This is a genomic window from Dictyobacter sp. Z7_2 (genome assembly GCF_057551105.1).
In genome coordinates, this window is sequence record NZ_BAAJPE010000001.1 from 3,225,798 (window position 1) to 3,248,405 (window position 22,608).

General features: G+C 48.8%; 11 protein-coding genes. 7 read left to right on the forward strand and 4 right to left on the reverse strand.

Features of this window, described 5'->3' with window-relative positions:
* Window positions 1–274 precede the first annotated feature (274 nt).
* Both AC27N8_RS12795 and AC27N8_RS12800 read left to right on the forward strand, forming a co-directional pair.
* Entirely contained in the window at window positions 275–520 is a 246-nt protein-coding gene (locus AC27N8_RS12795) for a hypothetical protein (protein ID WP_487067556.1), read from the forward strand.
* A 253-nt stretch (window positions 521–773) separates the two neighbouring features.
* Window positions 774–2,666 carry a protein kinase domain-containing protein gene (locus AC27N8_RS12800; protein ID WP_487067558.1) on the forward strand — a complete coding sequence of 631 codons (1,893 nt, stop codon included), beginning with the start codon at window positions 774–776 and terminating at the stop codon, window positions 2,664–2,666.
* Between the two features lie 92 nt (window positions 2,667–2,758).
* Here the strand turns inward: AC27N8_RS12800 and AC27N8_RS12805 are convergent, their stop codons facing one another.
* A complete protein-coding gene (locus tag AC27N8_RS12805; RefSeq protein ID WP_487067560.1) occupies window positions 2,759–3,574 on the reverse strand; it encodes an MOSC domain-containing protein in 816 nt (271 codons plus the stop codon).
* 381 nt (window positions 3,575–3,955) lie between these two features.
* Between AC27N8_RS12805 and AC27N8_RS12810 the strand changes: the two genes are divergently transcribed.
* A complete protein-coding gene (locus AC27N8_RS12810; RefSeq protein ID WP_487067562.1) occupies window positions 3,956–6,148 on the forward strand; it encodes a beta propeller repeat protein in 2,193 nt (730 codons plus the stop codon).
* Between the two features lie 88 nt (window positions 6,149–6,236).
* On the opposite strand, the gene AC27N8_RS12815 is transcribed toward AC27N8_RS12810, so the two are convergent.
* A complete protein-coding gene (locus AC27N8_RS12815; protein ID WP_487067564.1) occupies window positions 6,237–9,041 on the reverse strand; it encodes a tetratricopeptide repeat protein in 2,805 nt (934 codons plus the stop codon).
* A gap of 172 nt (window positions 9,042–9,213) precedes the next feature.
* Window positions 9,214–11,187, reverse strand: a complete 1,974-nt coding sequence (locus AC27N8_RS12820; RefSeq protein WP_487067566.1) for a glycoside hydrolase family 30 protein — start codon at window positions 11,185–11,187, stop codon at window positions 9,214–9,216.
* Between the two features lie 539 nt (window positions 11,188–11,726).
* Between AC27N8_RS12820 and AC27N8_RS12825 the strand changes: the two genes are divergently transcribed.
* The 3 genes from AC27N8_RS12825 to AC27N8_RS12835 all read left to right on the forward strand — a co-directional run bounded on the left by AC27N8_RS12825 (window position 11,727) and on the right by AC27N8_RS12835 (window position 18,029).
* Window positions 11,727–12,812, forward strand: a complete 1,086-nt coding sequence (locus AC27N8_RS12825) for a peptidoglycan-binding protein (RefSeq protein ID WP_487067568.1) — start codon at window positions 11,727–11,729, stop codon at window positions 12,810–12,812.
* A 136-nt stretch (window positions 12,813–12,948) separates the two neighbouring features.
* Window positions 12,949–14,094 carry a cytochrome P450 gene (locus AC27N8_RS12830; protein ID WP_487067570.1) on the forward strand — a complete coding sequence of 382 codons (1,146 nt, stop codon included), beginning with the start codon at window positions 12,949–12,951 and terminating at the stop codon, window positions 14,092–14,094.
* 1,016 nt (window positions 14,095–15,110) lie between these two features.
* Window positions 15,111–18,029 (forward strand): malectin domain-containing carbohydrate-binding protein, encoded by a 2,919-nt coding sequence (locus AC27N8_RS12835; RefSeq protein WP_487067572.1) that lies wholly within the window; start codon window positions 15,111–15,113, stop codon window positions 18,027–18,029.
* Between the two features lie 123 nt (window positions 18,030–18,152).
* Here AC27N8_RS12835 and AC27N8_RS12840 read toward each other — a convergent pair whose 3' ends face one another.
* The gene (locus AC27N8_RS12840) at window positions 18,153–19,520 is read right to left on the reverse strand and encodes an MFS transporter (protein ID WP_487067574.1); all 1,368 of its coding nucleotides are present in this window, start codon (window positions 19,518–19,520) and stop codon (window positions 18,153–18,155) included.
* 311 nt (window positions 19,521–19,831) lie between these two features.
* On the opposite strand from AC27N8_RS12840, the gene AC27N8_RS12845 reads away from it, so the two are divergent.
* On the forward strand, window positions 19,832–22,591 hold the full coding sequence (locus tag AC27N8_RS12845; RefSeq protein ID WP_487067576.1) for a membrane dipeptidase: 2,760 nt from the start codon (window positions 19,832–19,834) through the stop codon (window positions 22,589–22,591).
* Window positions 22,592–22,608 lie beyond the last annotated feature (17 nt).

A 22,608-nucleotide genomic window follows, 5' to 3' on the forward strand; every position in this document is an offset into this window, starting at 1 on the left:
TATTGATGCGATGTAGTGGCATCGCGAAGGAAAATGATCATACAAAAAGGGCGTGAAAAAACAGAAAAATTTGTGTAGATTGACCGATTTTTGAAGTCTTTCATCCAATCATTGCTTAAGGTCTTCAGTATTAATAAGTCTCTTCTCCTGCTCTAAATTGCTCTGCACCATTGTTCTACTCTTTCTCCGTATCATAAATGTGCTATGCTTGCATCGGGATTGAATATTGCTAGCTTTTAGACCCTCATTGTTGAGGGATAGCAGGGAAAAAGAGATGATAAATACATTCAAGTCGGTCGAGGTACTTTTCTTGCAGGCTCTCACAGATGTGCGAGAGCTTCGGAGCCGCGGATGGCGCGTCCTGCCAATGACACGTACAGTGAAAGAGGAACAGTTAGGGCGATATTGCTATCTCGCAGAGGAATTTTTGAGCTCAGAGGATTTATGTGCGCTCAAAGCAAAGGCTAATATTGATGAGCGAGCTTGGAATGCTTATAAAAAGCGTGTTTCTGGACAGTGATACAACTCTTTATGGTAGGGATGGACGATCTCCATGCTTTGCCGATGATGTCGACCATCCCTACTTACCTCCTACCTGACTCCTACTTTTCCTCTGTTTCCTCCATAACAGGCGATCTCGTCCAGGATAGCGTATGGCAAGCGTACGACGCACAACTTTTGTGAGGGGTGGATGATTTATTCCTGGTATGCTATGCTATCCCTACGAGATGTAAAAAGATGAATCACGTGCATCTACTCGATGAGGTTGCCGTATGGACGATTATTTAAAAAAGCAGTTTGGTAATTATAAACTTCTCCGCCTCCTGGGGGAGGGAGCGTTTGCTCAGGTCTACCTGGGAGAGCATATTTATCTGGGTACACAGGCTGCTATCAAGGTGCTTAAAGCGCAGTCGGAAAACTATTCGCTGGATTGGTTTCGTACCGAGGCTCGTAATATTGCGCATCTTGTTCATCCAAATATTGTGCGCGTGCTGGAGTTTGGCGTTGAGGATACGACTCCGTTCCTGGTAATGGATTATGCTTCGAATGGAACACTTCGTCAGCGCCATCCCGGTGGTACGATTGTTCCGCTTCCGACAGTGGTCTCTTATGTGAAGCAGATCGCTGAGGCTTTGCAGTATGCTCATGATGAGAAGTTGGTCCATCGGGATGTGAAGCCAGAGAATATGTTGCTGGGGCGGCGTGATGAGGTGCTCCTCAGCGATTTCGGTATCGCTCTGATGGCTCAGACGTTGCAATCTCAGCGTGTACAGGATGTGGCTGGTACGTTGCCGTATATGGCACCTGAACAGATACAGGGTTATCCTCGTCCCGCAAGCGATCAATACTCATTGGGCATCATCGCCTATGAATGGTTAGCTGGTAAGCGTCCTTATGGTGGCTCGCTTGCAGAGATCGTAGCACAACATCTGGCGGCATCTCCTCTCTCGTTGCGCGGAAAAATGCAGGGGGTGACTCCTGATGTGGAGCGTGTGGTGATGATTGCCCTGGAAAAGGATGCCACGAAGCGCTTTGCCAATGTTCGTGCCTTTGCTCAGGCGCTTGAGCAGGCCAGCCAGGTGGGAACTTCCAGGCCCGAGCAGGTTAGCACTGTACCTGCACTTCCATCGAGTGATCCTTTTGAGGGTAGCATAACTCCGACTGTCTATCCTGTTACTCCTGTACCTTCTTTGGTCCAGGTGGGGCCGCCAGGAACAATCATCAGTCGCTACTGGGGGCATCAGCATGAAGTGCGTTCCCTTTCCTGGTCGTCTGATAGTTCGCGGATTATCTCTTCGGGCAATGATAAGACGGTGCATATCTGGAATGCTATGACAGGTAGCGAGTATAAATCTTATCAAGATGCTTCCGAGGCTGTGCGCGTGGTAGCGTGGTCACCCGATGGCTCGCGTATTGCAACTGCTGGTAGTGATGCTCAGGTGTGGGTCTGGGATTTCGCTACCAATCGCCTGATAAGCACATATCGTGGTCATGCTGGCAAGATGGTCAATGCGATGGCCTGGTCTCCTTCTCAATCATTGCTTGCCACCGCTGCCGCTGATGGTACGGTTCATGTGTGGGATGCAACGTCAGGGCAGGTTGTTTCGATTTATCGTGATCATACTGGTAGTGTAAATTCATTGGCGTGGTCACCGAGTGGCCCGGCATCATTGCCTGGACGCGCCTATCAGATCGCTTCAGGCGGCGATGATGGCTCGGTTCAGATTTGGGAAGCTTTCGCAGCAAAAAAGGTGGCTGTGTATGGTGAGGGTCAGGGAGCGACGAAGGTAATGAGTGTGGCCTGGTCACCGAATGTATATACTTCAGCCTCGAATGTTTCTTCCGCGTCAAATATATATAGTAGCTCACGCGTTGGCTGCGGAAGAGCCGATGGGCAGGTGCAGATGTGGGATACCTCTTCAAATCGTGAGGTATTGAGTTATCTTTATCCTGCTCCCCTTGATGTGGTAGTCTGGTCTCCCGATGGAAGGCGCTTTGCTTATGGCTGTGAAGATAAGATGGTTGAGGTGTGGGACACGATGACGAATCGCAAGTTATTGACGTTTTCTCATAATGCTCCAATCCGAACGCTTTCCTGGTCACCTGATGGGAAATATATTGCCTCCGGCGGCGGCGATATGATCCAGGTTTGCGTTTCTCCCTGATCAATAGAGGAAATCTTAGAGCTATTTCCATCGCCTGGTTTGACAATGCCTTTAATATTAATGCCAAAAGGCTCCTCTTCAGCTGCCGCTGATTACGTTGATTGATATCCTAAGACACGTACCGCATCGCCTACATGGAGCGTGCCTGCTTCTCTGGAGAGAAGGTATTGCCCAAAAAGCACCTTACGCTTAAAGGTGCGATAACGTGCCAGTGTCTTGAGAGGCTCCTTGCCAGTCATCACCTCTCTGAGTGGATCGACAGTCGTGATGGCACAGCGCTCACATGGTCCGACAATCTGGAACGTTTGTTGATTGATCTGAAGTGTACGCCAGTTGTCTTCAGCAAAGGCCGGGACTCCGCCAATGATCAAGTTGGGACGAAAACGTTCGATGGAGACAGGCGTTTCCAGACGCTGATTCAGGTCGGCTAACGAGCCATCGCCGAGAAGATGATATTGATGGCTTGTGAAGGCTGTGGATATTTGATCGGTAGAATCAGCTGATTCTATCGCACGTTGTACGCCCCTGGGGAGAAAAACAAGTCGGCATGAAATGTGGAGGAAGTCTTGAAACCATTTGTCTGCCTGGCTACTTACTGGCAGGGCTTCGCTGATCCCATCGAACCAGCGCACGACAAGTGGAGCGGCTTGCTGTGGCTGTACTGATATGGCAAGAGGTGACATGCCGGGGGCCTGGATGTGGAGTATGGATTCATAGCACGAGACAATTATGCTAACAAGTCGTGGATAGTCAAATTGGTGCAGATCACTGCCTTGCTCGTTGATCAGCATCCAACGCCGATCGTAATGCAAGCCATAGTTATCGATGGATGCTTGCTGGAGATCAGTTCCAGCGCAGCCTTTAATGGGATAAATACGAATACGGCTTAAAAACATCTCGGACGTCACAAAAGAAGCTCCTTTTAGTCATGCTGAACGTTTCCAACATTATTATATCACTGCGCAAGGAGTTTTAATGCCATGAATTTGTCCCTATTTTCCTCTAGGTATTTGAAATCTTTCTTCTATTATATATATATGCATTTTTCTAACACCTGCGAGTCTGATGCGATTGATGCTGTCGCTGAATATGTGCTGTTAAAAGATAGGAATATGTTTGCGTATTTAAGGTAAATCCTTAACAGTAAATTTCCTGAAATGTGTAGCTCTGACATGGTTATGAAGCATCAGGTACTAGTTTGCCTGTAAATGTGTGTGCTGGATGGCAATGGAACGATGGTGAGAGTGAAAAAGCCAGGAAAGTAAGTAGTCGATAAGGATATTTGTGCAATGGAAAAAAAATTGCATGAGAAGCGTCAGCTGAAAAGACCTTTTCTCTTGCTCATGGTGTTCATGGTCGCTCCGTTGCTGATGGGGTCGCTCTGTATAGGTGCTGGTACAGACTCTGGTACGCCACCCCTCCCACAGTCATCTTCTAGTAATACGTTGAATAAGGTCTTTGGTAAAAACGATTTTTCACAGCTCAAAATGTTTAGTAAGGATAATGGTTGGGCGACGACGCCTCAGTCGATTATGCGCACTAGCGATGGTGGTAAGACTTGGACTGATCTGACACCTCTGGATTGGGAGACGGCTGAGACTGCCAATACACCTGCGAAGTCTACGGATCAAATGCAAGGAATCATCGGGGCTTATTTTTTGGATTTTAATCGTGCCTGGATTATAGGAGAAACAACTGTATCACAGAGTGATATTGATGCTGCGTCAACTGCGGTAGGAGCACCTACTGTTAGTGCCAATGGCACGGTAACGGTGAATACAAGCAATGTTCCGCCGCTTGGCACCAGCGTTATTGTGCGTTCGACCATTGATGGTGGTGTGACGTGGATGTCATCCAAGCCAATCAAGGTCGAAAATATTGTGGGCCTGGCTGTGCCGTATTTTATTAATGCTCACGAGGGTTGGTTGGAAGTAATGCTTGCGCCAAACAATGATGGCAGCACCGTTGGTGATATCTATCATACGCTTGATGGGGGCGTGACCTGGAACCAGCAAGTACCCTTTGTAATCCCAGGTCTAGGTGGTCCTGGCGGAATTTTTGTAACGTTAAGTGGGTTGAGCTCTGCCGTGTCGTCTGCTATATCGCACAGTACACAACAGTCTCAGCGAGCGGCAGCGGATCAACTTTTTATCAAAGGACAACTGTCTGGCCTGACAATCACTCCAACGTGTAATATTGGCAATGCGGCTCATTGCCCCGCGCCTGTTCCTGACACGGTGCAGGGATGCACAGTAAACACTATTGGAGCCTACGTTGGTATGGCGACTGGCATGCAAACCAATGGGGCTCGTGTGTGGATGAGCCAGCAGATGGGTGCACCTTCTATGTGGGTGCGAACAAATTTTGTTCCTATTCCAGGTGGCACGGCTAAGCAGAACAATGACTCATTGGTGGCGTCGATGCCGCCGATTATGTATTCAGATGGCACAGGAATCTTTCCTATTCAAGTACAGAGCGATCCCGATGGGGATGATCCAACGCATTTTACCTTACATCTGTATAGCGTAAAAATTCTGACAGCCAATGGAAACTATGTGATTAGCGAGCTGAGTCCAACCACTACCTTTGGTGTACCGATCATATACTCGCAACATTCTTTGTCAGCTCCTGATAAGAATCATGTTTTTGTTATTGGCCAGGAGCAGACCAATGGGACGTACGGCGATGGGCACCTGTACGAATTTGACGGCACCAATTGGATCACTCTGGCGAATGCGACTGATGGTACGATCTCTGCCGACGATTTGACTGCGGTCGTCAATCCCTCGACATTAAGTAATCTCGATTTCATAAGTGATACGGTCGGTTGGGCGACGAATGGATCGAAGCTGTTTCATATTACGATCGCCAACAATACAGCGACCTGGTCGCAGGTTTATCCAGCGGCGAACGCGACGCGCACGCCAGATGTACCTCGAACTGCCGGAACGTTGGTGAATGCACCAACCAATCCGCCAGCCTGCGCGGGAGGAACGCCTCCAGGAAACGTCATTCCCGTTGGTGGGACAAATGGAAACATCACTTTTTATGGGTATCCAGATAATGATCCGGCCGATGAGGATAATATAGGTGGCTCCGCCATACCTGGTCGTACTCATGCCGGTGGACTGGGCACCTATGACAATCCTGTCACGTTTGCATCTGCATATGATGGAGCGTTTGCGAATAATTATGCGCAAGGTGAGAGGGTCTACATCTCGGAATTTAAAAAGTACTTTATCCGCGATGATAGTTGCCAGGCTTGTGGAGCAGATGGGCATATCGATCTCTTTATAGGGACAGGGGTTGCATCACGCATGTATGGTGATCAAGCTATCATCAATTGTGAAAATTCGATGCCGTATAGCACGGTGAATATTATACGCGACCCACCCAGCTCGTATGTTGTGGATACAACACCCATGTTGGATCTGTGTACATCACATCTTCCCGGGCCAGCGCCATTGGACCCTGAACCATAGGTAGGTTGATCCTCTCCGCAGCTTTCCTTGCCCGTGTCAATCCAAGGGATCATGGGCAAGGAAAGCTGCTTTTTTAGTGGTTTTCTGACTATGCTCCTTCTCTACCTTGTAACTGTTGCTTGGCAGACGCTTTTTCCTCGTTAATTAAGTGCGAGAGGGAGGCGAGATTCCTTTTGACGGTAATCGTGGTGGGATGTGATCGTCCTAGATATGGTTCCAGGATGGCCAGAGCTCTTTGGAAGAGGGGTTTGGCAAGAATATATTTCCCCTGGGTCTTATAGAGTGCGGCCAGGTTGTTAAGGCTAATGGCTGTATCGGGATGAGTGGGTCCTAACTGTTCCTCGCGGATAGTGAGGGCACGCTGAAATAACGGTTCGGCTTCAGCATATTTTTGCCGTGTACGGTACAGCGCGGCCAGATTGTTGATGCTTTGCACTGTATCAGGATGATCGTGTCCCAGGCTCTGTTCGCGGATGGCGAGGGCACGCAGGAATAAGGGCTCGGCTTCGGCATACTTGCGTTGGTCCTTATAGACCGTTGCTAGATTGGTGAGGTTGTGTGCCATATCAGGATGTTTGGCCCCTACCTGTTGCTTGCAGAATATGAGTGCACGTTGAAATAGAGGTTCGGCAAGATCATATTTCCCCTGATCCTGATAGAGAGTGGCAAGGAGGTTGAGGACACGGACTATGTCAGGGTGAATAGGGTCTACATGCAATTTACAGATGGTAAGAGCCCGTTGGAATAAGGGTTCAGCCAGAGTATATTTCTGCTGCTCATAATAGACTGTTCCTAAATTGATTATGGTGTGAAGCGTATCAGGGTGAGGAGAACCTGACTGCGCATCACGGATGGTGAGGGCACGCAGGAATAAGGGCTCGGCTTCGGCAAATCTCTCCCTGACTTTATAGAATGTGGCAAGTGTGTTGCGGCTGAGGATGGTATTGGGGTGCTCACCACCAAGTCGTTCCTCACGGATAGCGAGTGCCTGCTTGTAGAAACGCTCGGCTTCAGCATCTTTATCCTGTGTCTGATAGAAAGCGGCGAGCAGATAAAAGCTTTGTGCCGTATCGGGATGGGTGCGCCCTAGTTGCTGTTCTCTGATGGCAAGGGCGAGTTGTAATAAGGGGTCGGCTTCGTCATGTTTTCCTTGCTTTATGTAAAGCTGCGCCAGGTTGTTGATGATGTATGCTGTGTCAGAATGGACAGGACCTGCCAGCTTTTTACTGACGGCGAGAGCCCGTTTAAAGAGGGGTGCAGCCTCATCATATTGCTCCAGTGTTTGATAGAGGAGTCCTAGATTATTAAGCGTGAGTGCTGTGTCAGGATAGATGAGATCTACATGTTGCTGGCGGATGGCAAGAGCACGTTTAAGCATCGTTTCAGCGGCTATATAGTCCTTTTGCTTGCTACGGAATTCCGCGAGATCGTTGAGGCTTTGTGCCGTGTCAGAGTGATCTTCACCTGCTTGTTCTTCGCGGATAGCGAGCGCATTTTGCAGGAGGAGTTTGGCCAGGACATATTTTCCCTGGGCTCTGGCAGTGAAGGCGGCACTATTAAATAGATTTGCCAGGATCAGACTTTGTGGGGATGTCTCGTATTCGTTTGCCACCAGGGGAAGTACCTGTGGTAACCAGAGAGTCTCAATTGCTGTATCCAGAGGATCATTTTTGGCGAAATGGGCTTGTAAAAGTGTGAGGAGCTGATTTTGCCATGTACTATAGATCTGTGAGGATGAGCGTCGGATGGAACCAACGCGAGTAATGTGTTTGATCCATGTGGGCGCAGGAAAGGTGAGGTTGGCTGGGAGCTCATGGATCTGGGTGGCGAGATATTCTTTGGCGAATGTATGCAAGAGTGGATGACTGATTTCATAGTTTTCGCCAGATTTGCGTAGGATGCTGACCTTTACCAGTGTATCCAGGGCTTTTTGTAGGGTCTCGGGAGAGACTCCTAATATCTGCTGGACGAGGTCTTTGGGAAAAGGTGTCGGGGCGAGGAGTCCAAGGAGCGCGAACATCTGTTGCTCACATGGATCAAGTGTATCGTAGGTACGCTGAAGAAGCATGATGAGACTTGAGGCTTGTTGCTTCCCTTTCTTGAGCGCGGCACTTTTCGCTCGCTCAAACCATTGCAGGTAGTCCGTAACGTTTTCCTGGTGAACCAGGAGGTGAACTCCAATGAACTGGAGTGCCAGCGGAATGCTTTTCATTTGTGCTACCAGTTGTCCCGCAGCTTCTTGATCTGTGACTTGTGTCTCAGCGATCTTCTGGAGCAACATGACTCCTTCAGATTGTGTGAGTGGCGAAATATTACGCTTTAATGTTGCGTATGATGCGTCTTTGGGCCGACGAGAGATCAGTAATATCATATTCCCTTGCCCGAGGGAGCAGAGCGTCGGGATCAATGCTTCTGCAAACGCTTCAAGTCCGTCAAAGATCAGGAGTGCGCGCCGACGACTGAGACTATGGGTAGCCGCACGTAGTGGATCATCATCTTTCTCTTGATCAAAAATATCAAAGATATGTGCCAGCTCCTCGTAAGCCATAGAGGGCGCCGGGTGTGTATTGAAAGAATAATAGAAGGTACCATCAGGAAAGCGCGACTTAAACGCTCCCTGATCGCTCAGGCGTCTGACTGCTTCAGCGACAAGCGTCGTTTTGCCTATACCACTTGGTCCACAGATGGCAATGATCGTATTGTCATCTGCTGACGGCGTCGTAAGTTGCTGCATCAGCCATTTCAGGTCTTCTTCATGTCCGACAAATGTTTGAGTTTGAGGCGGTAACATTAATGGTGGTGCCCAGGGGTCCTTAAAAGACTGGTTATAAATAGTCTGGGCATGTTGCTCAATGCGTCTGATTGGTAGTTGATCTGGATGGGATTCAGTCATGAGAACCTCCTTCTTTTAATTTAAACAGAAGAAGAGATAAATGTCTATGGAGAAAACGTGACAAATTGACAGATGCAATTTTTTTAGCTCCTGGCCAGGAAAAAGGAGGAGAAGAGAGCAAAGCATATTCCATTAATACGCTTTGCTCTCGATTATAATTGTTCTACTAATACTAGTGTCGTCCGCTCGGCCATGTGAATGTAACGGCTGCCCCAGCAGGTAATGTATAAGTAAAGTTTTTGCTGTTTGTCTGCACCTGGAAGGTTGTTGCTGTACCGCTGCTGGAATCATTGCTGTTATAGACGATTAAGACCTGGCTGCCATCACGATTGGTAAAGGCCACATTTTCAAGATTGCTACTTGTGCTCGTTGAACCAACACGTGTTGCACCAGGGATTACAAATTTACTGAATTGTCCAAGACCAGCATAATCAGAATTTTTGGTCACGGATCCATTGGCTGCAATGGAGATCACACCACGGCAGGTACTACATGATCCAGAGGTGTTGAGATGGGGATTCCCATCAGGATCAAGTACCAGCCCCCAGCGCACGACTGTTTTGGAGCCGTGGGCAATGGAATCGATGCCAAGCTCCATGACGTCTTTGAGGGTGGCTGCAAAGGTCGGTTGATTGTTGTTTTCCCAGGTACCTCCTGAGCATTCGGTCTCATAGATGTCTTTGACACCGTAAAATGCGTCCTGTGCACTGGCATCACCACCATAGCAGTGGAAAGCAATGCCGTCTACATACTTGCCGGCCGCACCGCTCAAAATGGCGCTCGGATATTGTGGGGTATCCCAGTTATGATCGAAGGCTAAAATTTTTGTGTGGACGTGCCCCTGTTGAAAGGCTTTGGCCATACTGGTAATGAAATCTGCCTCGTTGCCGATAGCGAGCCCGTTAGAGTTTAGTCCCGCGGCTGTCTCGCTGGTGGCGGGCAAGAGCATGGTGGGCATGTTATTGCCGTTCTGGGGCTCGTTTTGAGGCGTGATCGCGTAGATCGGAATGCCTTCGCGCTCGTATGCTTTGATGAACTTGACAAAGTATTGGGCATAAGCCTGGTAATATTTAGGATTTAGATATCCCTGGTTGATGCTGGCTGTGGCGGCGCCGGCATAAAGGAATTGATTGAGTCCCGCCCCCTGGACACTATCGTCAACGGTGGTAACTCCGCTGGCTGAGATGATATCTACGCTGTCGGGATTGATGCCGTTCCAGTCTGCCAGACTGTTTTGTTGGCCTGTCACACGCACTTTGAGGGTGTGCTGACCAGCAGGTAATACTGGACTGGTGTAGAGAAGCGTATGACCTGCGCTGGTAGGAGCATAGAAGTCGATCATGGATTCTGTGCCGCCGTCAAGCGAGAAGGCTCCGATACCGTGGCTGGTTCCAACAACTCCATAGAATTTAATCTGTGTTCCCTGAAAGGTGATCGAAACGGAGTCGTTGGCAGTGTTATCCCAGCTATTGCTCCCATCGTAGTAGCCAGCATTGCCATTATCACAGGCTGTGCAATGTCCCCAGCTATTACCGGGCAGTTTCATCCAGGCTGGTGGTGACCAGGGGGTCGCCATAATTTTGAGGTTGGGATTGATGCGGAGTGCTTCTCTCAAGAGTGAGGTGATCTGGTATTTGTCGTCCTGGGCGATAGAGAAGTGGGCCAGTGTAGGATCAGTCTGACCAGCAGGCATATCATCATACGTATATTCGCCGACCCATCCCTTGCTGGCATCTTGTGGAGGCGCAAGGTCGGATGAGCCCATCGGTTGGCGCAAGAAGCTTAAGCCGATACCATTGCGAGGATTGAAGAGTTCATTCATGACCTGAGTGCGTGCCACGTTGGGTTGCGTGAGTAGTACGGCCGCAGATGATGTCAGTGAAGCTCCAAAGCCGGTGATACTTTGATATTTTTGTCCACTGTTGACCGTAATTGTCGCTGCATGTGGCGTGCTACTCCCTGACAGCGCGAGGGAGGGTTGCTGTTTTAACAGGTTGTTCTGATCAGCTGTCGTCAGCCAGACATTGACATTTTTTTCATTCTGGTCTATCCCATGCGCTTGTGCAGTAATGGTGGGAGAAAGCATGGCGAGCATTAAAAAAATAGTCAGGCAAGCGAAGCCAATTTTCGGGATAAATCGAGACATATAATCCTCCTTGATAATTTTGTCGATCATACACGAATGGCTACCAAGAGTAGCAACATTAAAGCTGAGTCAATCCGTTCATGACGAGACGAGTGCGAGGGCGGCTGATGGCGAGTGGGAATTTATCCCGATGTTTGTATGAGGCAGAGATCTGATTAGATGGTAAGGAAGAGCAGCGCCAATACTGCGGTATCCTTACTGAGCTAGCTCATTCTACAATTATTTTACTTATCTGGACACTTGTCATGAGGACATTGCTTAATTAATGTTACACTTATTATAAGGATTAAATAAAGTCCTGTCAAGTCTTCGCTAGCTGCCTGAAACTACCTCTATTCCATGGGCATCTACGGAATGTCTCCCAAATGATACTTAAATGTTATTCCCCATCCTACATTTCTCCTCTATGATTGATTTCGGACCTCGCAGAAAAGATAAGTAGAAAGGATTGCAGACAGATGAAAGGGCTTGTTCCCCAGCGGAGGATGTGGCGGAGAGATTACTGTGAATGATAGGTTGTATTAGCAAGGAAAGTTCTGATGCACTTCATGATGAAAAAGCAAACCTTACAGTCGTCTATGACTGACGATGTCTGGCATCCAGTATGGCTACTACGTGCCATCTGGCTAAAAGCACTAAGCGTAATTGTATTATCCGCTGTCCTGGGTGGCCTGGTACTTTTTTTTCCATTCAATCAGGTTCATGCTGCCAGTAATACTGCTGTGACGTATGCGGATAATTATTGGAATTGCGCGAATATTACATGCACTTCGACAGTATCAGCTGGTTCGGCACAACCTAATTTTCAGTGTGCTGAATTCGTCGCGCGTGCCCTCTCGACAGAAGGGCTGATACCAGGATTGACGACAAGCTCTTCGCAATCAGCTTATGGAAATTACGTGGCTAAGAATGGCAGGACATATGATCTGCTCTGGGTCGGATGGACAACGTCTGGCGGGTATAATACTGGCATTAATGGCCTGTATCAATATCTGGTAGACAACAATATAGGTACTGATGTGGGGAACCATCCTGCCAATGCCGCCCTGGCCGATGTGGTGATCTATCATGAGGGAGAAGGACATACTTCTCTCATTGTACAAACTGGTAGTAGCCCCCTGGTGGATGCACACAATAATGCTCGTTATCATGTGGGCTACACGGAGGGATATAGCGATCTAACAATTCTCCATCTCTCACTTTCTGGTGGTACTGGTTCTCCCAGTGCGGTGTGGCCAAATGTTGGCCAGGGGAGCAGTGGTGAGAATGTGGCCAGCATTCAGTTGATGCTTAATGCGCGTGGCTATTCTCTCTCGGTCGATGGGGATTTTGGACCACTCACGAAATCTGCGGTCGAAGATTTTCAAAGCGCTCATGGGTTAGGCGTGGATGGCATGGTGGGACCTCAGACGTGGCCAGCTCTGATCGTTGAAACACGTAATGGAAGTACGGGGCCGGCGGTTGAGGCATTGCAGCGACAACTGAATGCCAACGGTGAGAGTGTGAGCGTCGACAGCAACTTTGGTCCGTTAACTGAACAGGCTGTGCGCGACTTCCAGAGCGCTCACGGACTGGGCGTTGATGGGATTGCTGGCCCTCAGACGTGGTTGCAACTGGTAGGATGAGAATGTATCCAGGTAAGTAGTAAAGATTAAATCTTGTCATGGGTAGAAATTAATCCTTCTCAATTCTGCTTGTATGTTTTATACTCAAGAAAAGATGTTCATACGTATCTTTTCTCGCGCTAAGGAGCAAGAGTACATGTTGCAAGGAAATGCAGAGACTGGTTATTTTCTGCCCGGTCTACTTCCCACACCAAACAAGCAAGCTTATTATGATGCCGAGCGGCAGTCCTGGCAGGTTTTTGGTTATACTGAAGTTCAGCGAGCCCTTTCCGATTATAAGACCTTTACCTCTCAAAGGGGTGGGCATCTCGATCCACGTGAAACAAAACCTGGTACGAAGAGTATGATTGATCTTGATCCACCTGAGCATCGTAGAATGCGTACTTTGCTTTCTCAAGCCTTCACTCCGCGCTCGGTTGAACGTTTAGAGCCGCGCCTGGTAACGCATGTTCAATCTCTGATCGATCAGGTGATTGATCGGGGTGAAATGGACATGATCGAGGATTTTGCTGTCCCGTTGCCATTGATGATGATTATGGAACTTCTGGGTATTCCACAGGAGCATTTATCTCAGATGCGTCAGTGGTCCGATCTGTTTATTTCAGTGCTGCATCCCGGCGCCGAGCAGGCAAAGTATGATATGGCGGCCTTTTTCATCGCTTTGACGGAGCAACGACGAAGAGAGCCACAAGATGATCTAATCAGCGCCTTGCTTAAGGCACAAATCGATGGAAATCATTTGTCACAGGAAGAGGTGGTAAATTTCTGCTTTTTGTTGCTGATTGCGGGCAATGAGACCACCAGAAATTTGATTGGCAACACGCTGTTATGCTTTGATCGCTATCCCGATGCTCTGGCAGAGGTGCGGGCCGATCTGAGCCTGTTACCGGGCGCTCTGGAGGAGGTGCTGCGTTATCTGCCTCCTGTCACACAATTTCCCCGTATTGCGGCCATCGACACGACTATCGATGGACAAGAGGTCAAAGCGGGTCAATGGATAACTCCATGGATTCTGTCGGCTAATTGGGACGAGGCACAATTTACTAATCCTGAGATATTTGATATCAGGCGCAGCCCTAATCGTCATCTGACTTTTGGCGCAGGGATTCATCATTGTATGGGAGCACCGCTGGCACGCCTGGAGACGCGTATAGCTTTTCAAATGCTCTTTCAGCGTATGTCAACCATCACCTGCCATCCATCTGACGAAAATAAGGTAGGGATTGTGAAACCTTTGAGTGGGGGTGTTCATCATTTGCCGATCACCTTCACACGCGTCTAATACGTAGAGGCTTGTGGCATCAAAATTCGCTAACTTACCTGTTTTGTGCTTATGATTTGTTGCGTTACTTTAGGTTTTAGGTAAACGATTCCCTAATAAATCGGAGGATCGTTTATCTAAAATCTGGGATAAATAGACACCTCTTTTGCTCGTTTTTTGATCTCTTCATCCTTCCTGATACTGATATATAGTAGCAGAGATCGCTGTTTACGCAGCAATAGGTCAGTATGAAATTGATTCTCCCCAAGAACAAGGATCTTGACAATCTCCGTTTTCTATGCTACCTTTCCTTTTAAGCAAGAAAAAGGTAAACGTTACCCTAATTTCCTCTTACAGCATGTCTACCGGGCAACGAATATAAAGGATGATCGTTTCGCGGCTCTGGAGCACAAGAGGGAAGCAGGAATGTTCACTGGCATGGATGCGGCTAGATGAGATATTGTCGCACCCATATAAAAGCTGTTTCTGGCTTCGTGCGTTTATCGTCAATGTTCGACGAAATATCTTTGAGGAGGTTTTTCAGCTATGATGCTTATTTCTTCCAGATCAGCACTCTCTCTGTATTTGTGGCATTCTTTGTTTCCTCCGTGCTTGGCATTGCGTGCAGGCATGTATCATTTCAGCCCTCTTTCCACATGAGATGTCATTTCAGTCTTTCCTACTAATTACTTTCTGGCATTGTTAACGCCTGCATAGGAAAGTTACTCAAAGTTGAAGTTGTTTTATTGAAGTTCGTTATGTTGCCTGGTTTTTATGACGTACTTACAACATGACGTAGACACATCATGTCTTTTTTATGCAGATTTCTCGCTGAAGGAGAGCTTTTATCAGGTTGCGTTACTTTGAGTGCTGACGTTCTGGATGAAGAAAGGAGGTAACAATCCGGGTTCCAGATAAAATCGATACCGTTATTCAGATTATCTCATGATTGATTATTCCAGCGATATAGATAAACTATGCTGTCTCTCAGGCTGGCGGTATGGTGTAAATTAGAAGCCTTGAAAGGGAATTGCACGATGCAGGATGCAAAGAGCAAAAAGCGCAATAAACTCCTTGGAGCAATTGTTGCACTTCTCCTGGTAACAGGTACTGTTGGAATTCTATTTACTTTCCCACGCATAGTCAATGCGGCCAAGGTGGGTCCAAGTAGCGTGACAAGTAACAATGGTGCCACCCTTCCTTATACGGAGCTAGAAGCTCATAGTGCTACCACGAACGGTACAATCATTGGTCCTGACATGCAATTGGGTGATCTGGCCTCGGATGCCGTAGATCGCACAATCGTTCAGTTGACACAGGGAAAATACGTTCAATTTACGCTCCCAAGCGCAGCGAATTCAATCAACCTGCGTTATAGTATCCCTGATTCTGCCAGCGGCGGTGGTATCAACGCTTCATTGAGTATCTACATCAATGGCGTAAAGCAAGCCAATGATCTGCAACTTACCTCCAAGTATAGTTGGCTGTATGGATCACCGAATTTCGGGGATTGTAACGGCAATGACTGGTCAAATAGCCCTGGCGGCACTGCTCATCATCAATTTGATGAGATTCATACTCTCTTGCCTCAGATGGCTCAGGGAAGCACGGTCAAATTGCAAGTTGATTCTGAAAATACCGCTTCATCGTATGCCATCGATGTAGCAGACTTTCAGCAAGTAGCCACTCCAATTGGTCAGCCTGCTGGCTACATTTCGGTTACTTCCTCTCCATATAATGCTGATCCGACAGGCGCCGTAGATGCCACTTCAGCCATCCAGGCAGCCGTCAACGCTGGTGAGGCCGCTGGTAAAGGTGTCTACATTCCACAAGGCAACTATCTGGTCACAAGCCATATTCTGGTCAACAATGTTACGCTGACAGGCGCAGGCCCCTGGTATTCGGTCCTTGGGGGAGCACCCACCAGTAGCACCGGCAATGGCGTAGGCGTCTATGGAAATGATGTCTATGATGGTAGCTCCAGCTCTAATGTGACGATCTCGAATTTCGCTATCGAAGGCCAGATCACAAATCGTATCGACTGTATACAGGACAATGGTATCGGTGGTTCTCTGAACAACTCGACCATCTCTAATATGTGGGTCGAGCATACCAAGGTTGGTATGTGGTTCGATGGTCCCTTCAGTGGCCTGACGATCACTGGCAGCCGCATCGATAGCACGCTTGCTGATGGTATCAACTTCCATCGTGGCGTCACCAACTCAACCGTCACGCAGAGCGTTATTCGCGGCACTGGCGACGATGGCCTTGCGCTGTGGTCGGACTTGAATGGCGCGTCCACTGGTGATAATAACGACACGTTTGATCATGATACCGTGCAGTCAGTATATCTGGCGAATGGAATTGCCGTCTATGGTGGTGGGAGCGACAGCGTTACTAACAACATCGTGAGTGGCTCTCAGTATCGTGGTGGCGGCATCATGATGGATTATGAGGATTTTGGGAGCCCGGAGGCTAATTTTAGTGGTACCACCACGATCACGAATAATACGATCAATTGGATCGCTGGCTGGGGTGATCAAGGGATTACGCAGTTTGGCGCACTGATGTTCTGGGCCGATAATGGTTCGATCAGTGCTCCCTTTACGGTCTCGAACGATGAGATTGATAATAGTAACTTCGCTGCGATCTCGTTTGACGGTGGTAATCCAATAGGCACGATCGCTTTTAATAATGTCAACATCAATGGAGCGGAGTTCGCGTTCTCTAATAAAGTGAATAGTATCACTGGATCGGCCAGCAATGTGACTGCCAGTAATCTGTCTGTAGGTAGTATCGAGAGTTGTGAAGGATCACAATCCTGGCAGATAACATCGGGAACAGGCAATACCGGTTGGAGTACAGCAAATCAAACCTGTGGTTTCCCGGTTGGGACGCCAACACCGACGCCGACGCCACCTCCTGGCACAACGCCGACGCCGACGCCATCTCCGACTCCTGTGCCAACGCCATCGCCAGCGCCAGGCGGAACGTTAGTTACTGCCATTAATGCTGGTGGAAGTGCCTCCGGTAGTTATGTCGCCGATACAGATTTCAATCAAGGGAATCAGTTCAGTGATACTTCTACCTCGATTGATACCAGCCTGGTCGGTAGTCCTGCTCCACAATCAGTTTGGCAGACATGTCGTTGGAATAGCGCGTTTACCTATACCATTCCAGGTTTAACGGCAGGCAAGTCTTATACCCTGCGGCTCGATTGGGCCGAACTGAGTTTCCAGAGTGTCGGCGCTCGTGTCTTTAATGTGGCAGTCAATGGAAGTTCGGTCTTGAGCAACTTTGATGTCTATGCGCAGGTGGGTTACAAGAAGGCTCTGGCGAAGTCGTTTACGGTGACTGCGAACGGCAGCGGACAGATCGTGATTGCCTTCACGCAGGCAGGGGCAGACAATCCATTTATCAATGGTATCGAAGTCTGGAATCCTACCGGCGGCACAACCACACCGACGCCGACTCCAACAGCTACGCCAACCCCAACACCACGCACTTTGGTGACGGCGATCAATGCTGGCGGTGGTGCAACTGGTAACTTTGTCGCCGATACAGATTTCAATCAAGGGAATCAGTTCAGCGATACCTCTACCTCGATTAATACCAGTGGTGTGACGAATCCCGCACCGCAGGCAGTCTGGCAGACGTGTCGTTGGAATAGCGCGTTTACCTATACTCTGCCAGGCTTAACGGCCGGGAAGTCTTATACATTGCAGCTTGATTGGGCCGAATTGACATTCCAGAGCTCTGGCGCTCGTGTCTTTAATGTGGCTGTCAATGGGAGCTCAGTTTTGAGCAACTTTGATGTCTATGCGCAGGCGGGTTACAAGAAGGCTCTGACAAAGTCGTTTACGGTGACTGCGAATAGCAGTGGACAGATTGTGATCGCTTTTACGCAAGCAGGAGCAGACAATCCATTTATTAATGGCATTGAGCTCTATTCCTGATAGGTATCGGGCTCGATGATTAGTTAGTACTGGTATGCAGCCAGCAGAGATATGGCAGGATGGATGGTTGATGAGGAAGAGGAAGGGATATCTGCCATTCTCTGCTGGCTTGCTATTTGTTGCTTATTTGACTCCTTTGACTCCCTTGATAATCACTGTTCCCACAGTGAAGAAGAGAAGCGTGGTTATGAACAGGACACTGTATCCGAGATGGTTGGGCAGGCCACGTAACGCCTGGAGGATGACTGCTCCAAGGGTGATCCCGATCACTTGTGGAATAATGCCCATAGCGGTCCAGATACCCAGGAATTTACCAGCCTCATCGGTGGGTGGCAAGACATCACATGTCAAAGCCCAATCCACGCTAGAGTAAGCTCCATAGCTGACCCCAAAGCAGACTGCTCCCAGCAGGATAGAACCCTGGCTGGGGGCGATGATAAAGATAAGGCAGACGATTGACATCACGGTACCTGAGAGGTAGACCGGCCGCTTTCTTCCATAACGGTCTGAAATCCAGCCTGCAAGCAGAGCAGTGGGGAGTGCCGCCAGTAGCAGGATGGGTTGGAAAAGCGCCCCATTAAATTGTTCTCCAGTGAAGGCTGAGCCAAAAATAATTGTCTTGACTCCAGGGCCACCTAATACATCATCAAAGTAGTACTGTAAAAAGTAAAAGACCATCCAGATTCCTAGCATGAGCAGCAAGCGTGCAAGTAGGACCCAGGAGAGGTCGGGATAATCGGATGGCTTGAAGAGAAATCGTTTTATAATTGGCCCAAGCTCAAACGTCGCGTGGGTTTGTAAAGGTGTTTCTTTGACTGTGATTACCGTATAAAGCACGAATACGATCTGTACGACAGCAACAATCAGAAAAATTTGCACGATCTCGTTGCGATAAATCGGGAGGGAATCGTTTTTGTTGACGATGAGTCCTGCGACAATTGCTCCTAATGCTGTTCCCAGGAGGGTGAAGAGACCGTTGAAGCCGGATGTGATGCCTCGCTGGTGTGGAGGTACGTTATCAGCAATGATGGCGCTCCAGGGGGCGTTGGCAAAATTGTTGGTCAGTTGCAGAAAAAGGAAGAGAATGGCAAAGGTGATGAGTAATTCGGTCGAAGAGAACCAGGATGGTGCAAAGGCAAAACAGATCAGGGGGATCACGTTGAAAATGGTGCCGATGATCATAAAGGGACGGCGTCGGCCCATGCGAAAGGTGGCGTAGTCGGATAGTGCACCCACCAATGGATTGATGATGATTGCGACAAGTGTGCCCCAGATAACAACGAGTGCCAGGTTGATGTCTTTATCGGCGTCCCCAAGAAATTTTACGACCATGCTGGGGAGAACAATTGCCAGTAACGCCTGCCAATGGAAATTATTGGCAATCCAGAAGGCGTTGAGGTTTATCTGAGCGAGCAGCGAGACTGGTCGTGTTGGTGCGGTGTTGGATACGGTAGTCGAGACTGCTGCACTGGAGGTTTCACTACGTTCCATAATGCGTTCCTTTCTCTCGCAGAGCGAGAGTGAGAGGATAAATCCTTGTCAATGAGTCAACATCTTGTATTGCTTCTAGCGATACCTTAAAATATACATATTCTACTTGTCAAATACTTCGAAAGCAGGTGAACATGGACGTATCTAAATGCAGGAAATGTAATGAAGCACTTCCTCACGGTGAAAGTATTTGTAAAGCATGTATAGAAAAACAAAGCAACTCCATTCATCTCCTTGAAAAAGCATCTGGGAGAAGGGCAGATGTTCCTGGCACAAGAACATCTCTCCCACAGGGCTTGCCTCCCGCCCGTATGATCTGGCAGCTGTGGCTTTCACGCCGTCGCTTTATGGCAGCTTCGACTGTCAGTCTGCTTGGCTTACTGGTGACACCGTGGCAGCAACTATTTAGTCCACAGGCCGCAGTGCTTCGTCCACTCAAGCTGGATTTTGAGTCTGGCGATTTATCTTTCTGGACCGCCAAAGGTGAGGCATTTCTCCAGCAGCCAATTAGTGGCCATAAATTTAACACCAGTCAGGTGAGGCCGGGCCTGGTCTCGATCGGTGGGGATTATTGGGATGGTCCTCATCCGGTGGGCCATCAAGGGGATTTTTGGGTCAGTACCGAGAATCATTTGACTGGTACTCTGACGTCAGATGAATTTGTGCTCGATAGCGCGTCTCCCTGGCTGCATTATCTGATTGGTGGGACTGACGATAGCGCTTCTCATAGCGTTTCATTGCTCATTAAATCAACGACAGCCAACGCGAAAAAGCTGGCGGGAACTTATCCCGTTGTCCAGTTAGCCGCTCAAGGGAAATTTTATAAGGTCTTTGAGACTACCGGGCATGGCAATGAGAGGCTACGCAGAGTTTCTTTTAATACGCAGGCGCTGGCTGGCGAGAAGGCTCGTATCCATATTATCGATAACGCGACGTCTGGCCACATTAATGTTGACGACTTTCACTTTTCAGCGGCCGTTCCTCAAACTCTTCTGGCTGAAACGATCCAGGTGGATGCCGCCGCGCCTGTGTGGGGATTTGCTGATGTGCATTCTCATCCCATGGCTCACCTGGCCTTTGGGGGCGTCATATTCTGGGGGCAGCCTGATGGGCCGATAGATACCGCTCTGCCCTGGTGTACTCCATCTCATGGGGCTGGCGGTACTGGTATCGGTGGGAGCAATGGCAATGTCCTGATGGCTCTCTTTGAGCAGACAGGTTATGGCTCGGGAATTGGACATCTCGTGGGAGGCTATCCTGAATTCGATGGCTGGCCGAGATTCACTACGATGGTCCATCAGCAGATGTATATCGATTGGATTCGTCGCGCCTTTGATGGTGGTCTGCGGTTGCTGGTGGCTCATGCCGTCAATAATGAACTGCTTGCCAGTCAGTATAATGGGAAGGCTCCATATGATGATAGGACGGCGGTCGAGACGCAGATCGCCGCTATGAAAACTCTGGTCTCAAACCATTCAGATTGGATGGGGATTGCCTATTCTCCTGCCGATGCACGAGCTTTAATCCATCAGAACAAGCTGGCTGTTATTCTGGGCGTGGAAGTCGATTCGATTGGAGGCTGGAAAAATCCAAGTACGGTCACGACGACTGATGTCCTTACCTATCTTAATCATCTGTACAATGATCTGGGGATTCGGCATCTCTTCCCGGTCCATCTGGCGAATAACGTCCTGGGAGGAACGGCAATCTATAATGATCTGTTCAACGTGGATAATTACTACTTGCATGGCGACTATTTTCAGGTAGAAGATGGCAGTCCTTTGGGGTTTCAATACCGTCTTGATGTAGATCCAGGGCCAGCCGTCGATATTCTACGTGTGACAATGGGATATAATCCTCCCGACGCTGAGTATCTATCGCTGAATAAAGGACATATGAATGCAGCCAGTTTGACAAATCTGGGCAGCTTCTTTATCCAGAGGATGATGCAATTGGGCATGATGATCGAGGTCGATCATATGTCTCACAAGACCGTCGAAGCAACCCTGACTCTGGCAGAGCAGTATGATTATCCTGTGATCTCTGGACATTCGTGGTTTCAAGAGTTGGCCTGGCATTGGGAGGAAGAAACACAGAGTATCCATAAATGTGCTGGCGAGCAGACGAAAACGGCGGAACAGGTGGAACGGATTAGAAATCTGGGTGGGATGGTGGCTCCCATCGCTAATCAGAAGGATCTGCGCCCTGTCGGAGATGTGATACCTTCTCTGGCGGGAAAGATAAGTGCGGACTCCGCTGGCTCCGCCACTGCCTGGGCTCAGGCATATCTGTACGCAGTGGAAAAGATGGGAGGCCGTGGGGTTGGCATTGGGACGGATACCAATGGCCTGGCAAAATTTAGCTCTCCACGCTTCGGACTCAATTCGAGCTACTATCTGGATTATAATGTTGGTGGTGAAGGGGCCGATGCGGAACGCAATCCCTTGCGGGCTGCTCAGACTGCGGCGCAGGGGAATGGTGTGCGCTATAGTGAACCAATCAAGGATGCTCGTCATTACCGCTTTGAGGGCGTGCTTGAGGGGAATGTCTATGACGCGATGGATCGCGATATCTGGCAGGCCGTTGGGCTCTATTATGCCGGACTCAATCCCTGGACAAATTTCAATATTCCTGATATAAATGGGCGCGTTGCGAATTTTGCGAAAGGCTTCTTCGCGACCAGTGATGCACAGTTGTTGCGTCCAGGTCTGTTGACTGGTGATGCTCCCTGGGAACAGCGAGCGGCGTTTTTAGTGAAGACGGGACAAACTCCAGGCACCTCGAATCGAGACCCTCAAACGGTCCATGATATCTACCCCAAAGTGCTGGCGATCTGGAATAAATGGCTGGCAATGCAGGGCAATAATACTCCCTTGCAGCGTAGTTATGCAGGCCAGCGCGATTTCGATATTAATCTCGATGGAGTCGCTCATTATGGCATGCTTCCGGATTTGATCCAGGATCTAAAAAATGTTGGATTGACGGCTGACGATCTGGTTCCGCTGTTCAATTCAGCTGAGGATTATATTCAGACCTGGGAGAAATGTGTGAGTCGTAGCCAGTCTCTCTAAGCGTCGCGTTGCTGCTA

Excerpts from the sequence above, each read along its gene's own strand:
- AC27N8_RS12830 (WP_487067570.1), top strand. The coding sequence starts at position 12,949 with ATGTTGCAAGGAAATGCAGAGACTGGTTATTTTCTGCCCGGTCTACTT.
- AC27N8_RS12825 (WP_487067568.1), top strand. The coding sequence starts at position 11,727 with ATGCACTTCATGATGAAAAAGCAAACCTTACAGTCGTCTATGACTGAC.
- AC27N8_RS12845 (WP_487067576.1), top strand. The coding sequence starts at position 19,832 with ATGATCTGGCAGCTGTGGCTTTCACGCCGTCGCTTTATGGCAGCTTCG.
- AC27N8_RS12810 (WP_487067562.1), top strand. The coding sequence starts at position 3,956 with ATGGAAAAAAAATTGCATGAGAAGCGTCAGCTGAAAAGACCTTTTCTC.
- AC27N8_RS12820 (WP_487067566.1), bottom strand. The coding sequence starts at position 11,187 with ATGTCTCGATTTATCCCGAAAATTGGCTTCGCTTGCCTGACTATTTTT.
- AC27N8_RS12835 (WP_487067572.1), top strand. The coding sequence starts at position 15,111 with ATGCAGGATGCAAAGAGCAAAAAGCGCAATAAACTCCTTGGAGCAATT.
- AC27N8_RS12840 (WP_487067574.1), bottom strand. The coding sequence starts at position 19,520 with ATGGAACGTAGTGAAACCTCCAGTGCAGCAGTCTCGACTACCGTATCC.
- AC27N8_RS12800 (WP_487067558.1), top strand. The coding sequence starts at position 774 with ATGGACGATTATTTAAAAAAGCAGTTTGGTAATTATAAACTTCTCCGC.
- AC27N8_RS12815 (WP_487067564.1), bottom strand. The coding sequence starts at position 9,041 with ATGACTGAATCCCATCCAGATCAACTACCAATCAGACGCATTGAGCAA.
- AC27N8_RS12795 (WP_487067556.1), top strand. The coding sequence starts at position 275 with ATGATAAATACATTCAAGTCGGTCGAGGTACTTTTCTTGCAGGCTCTC.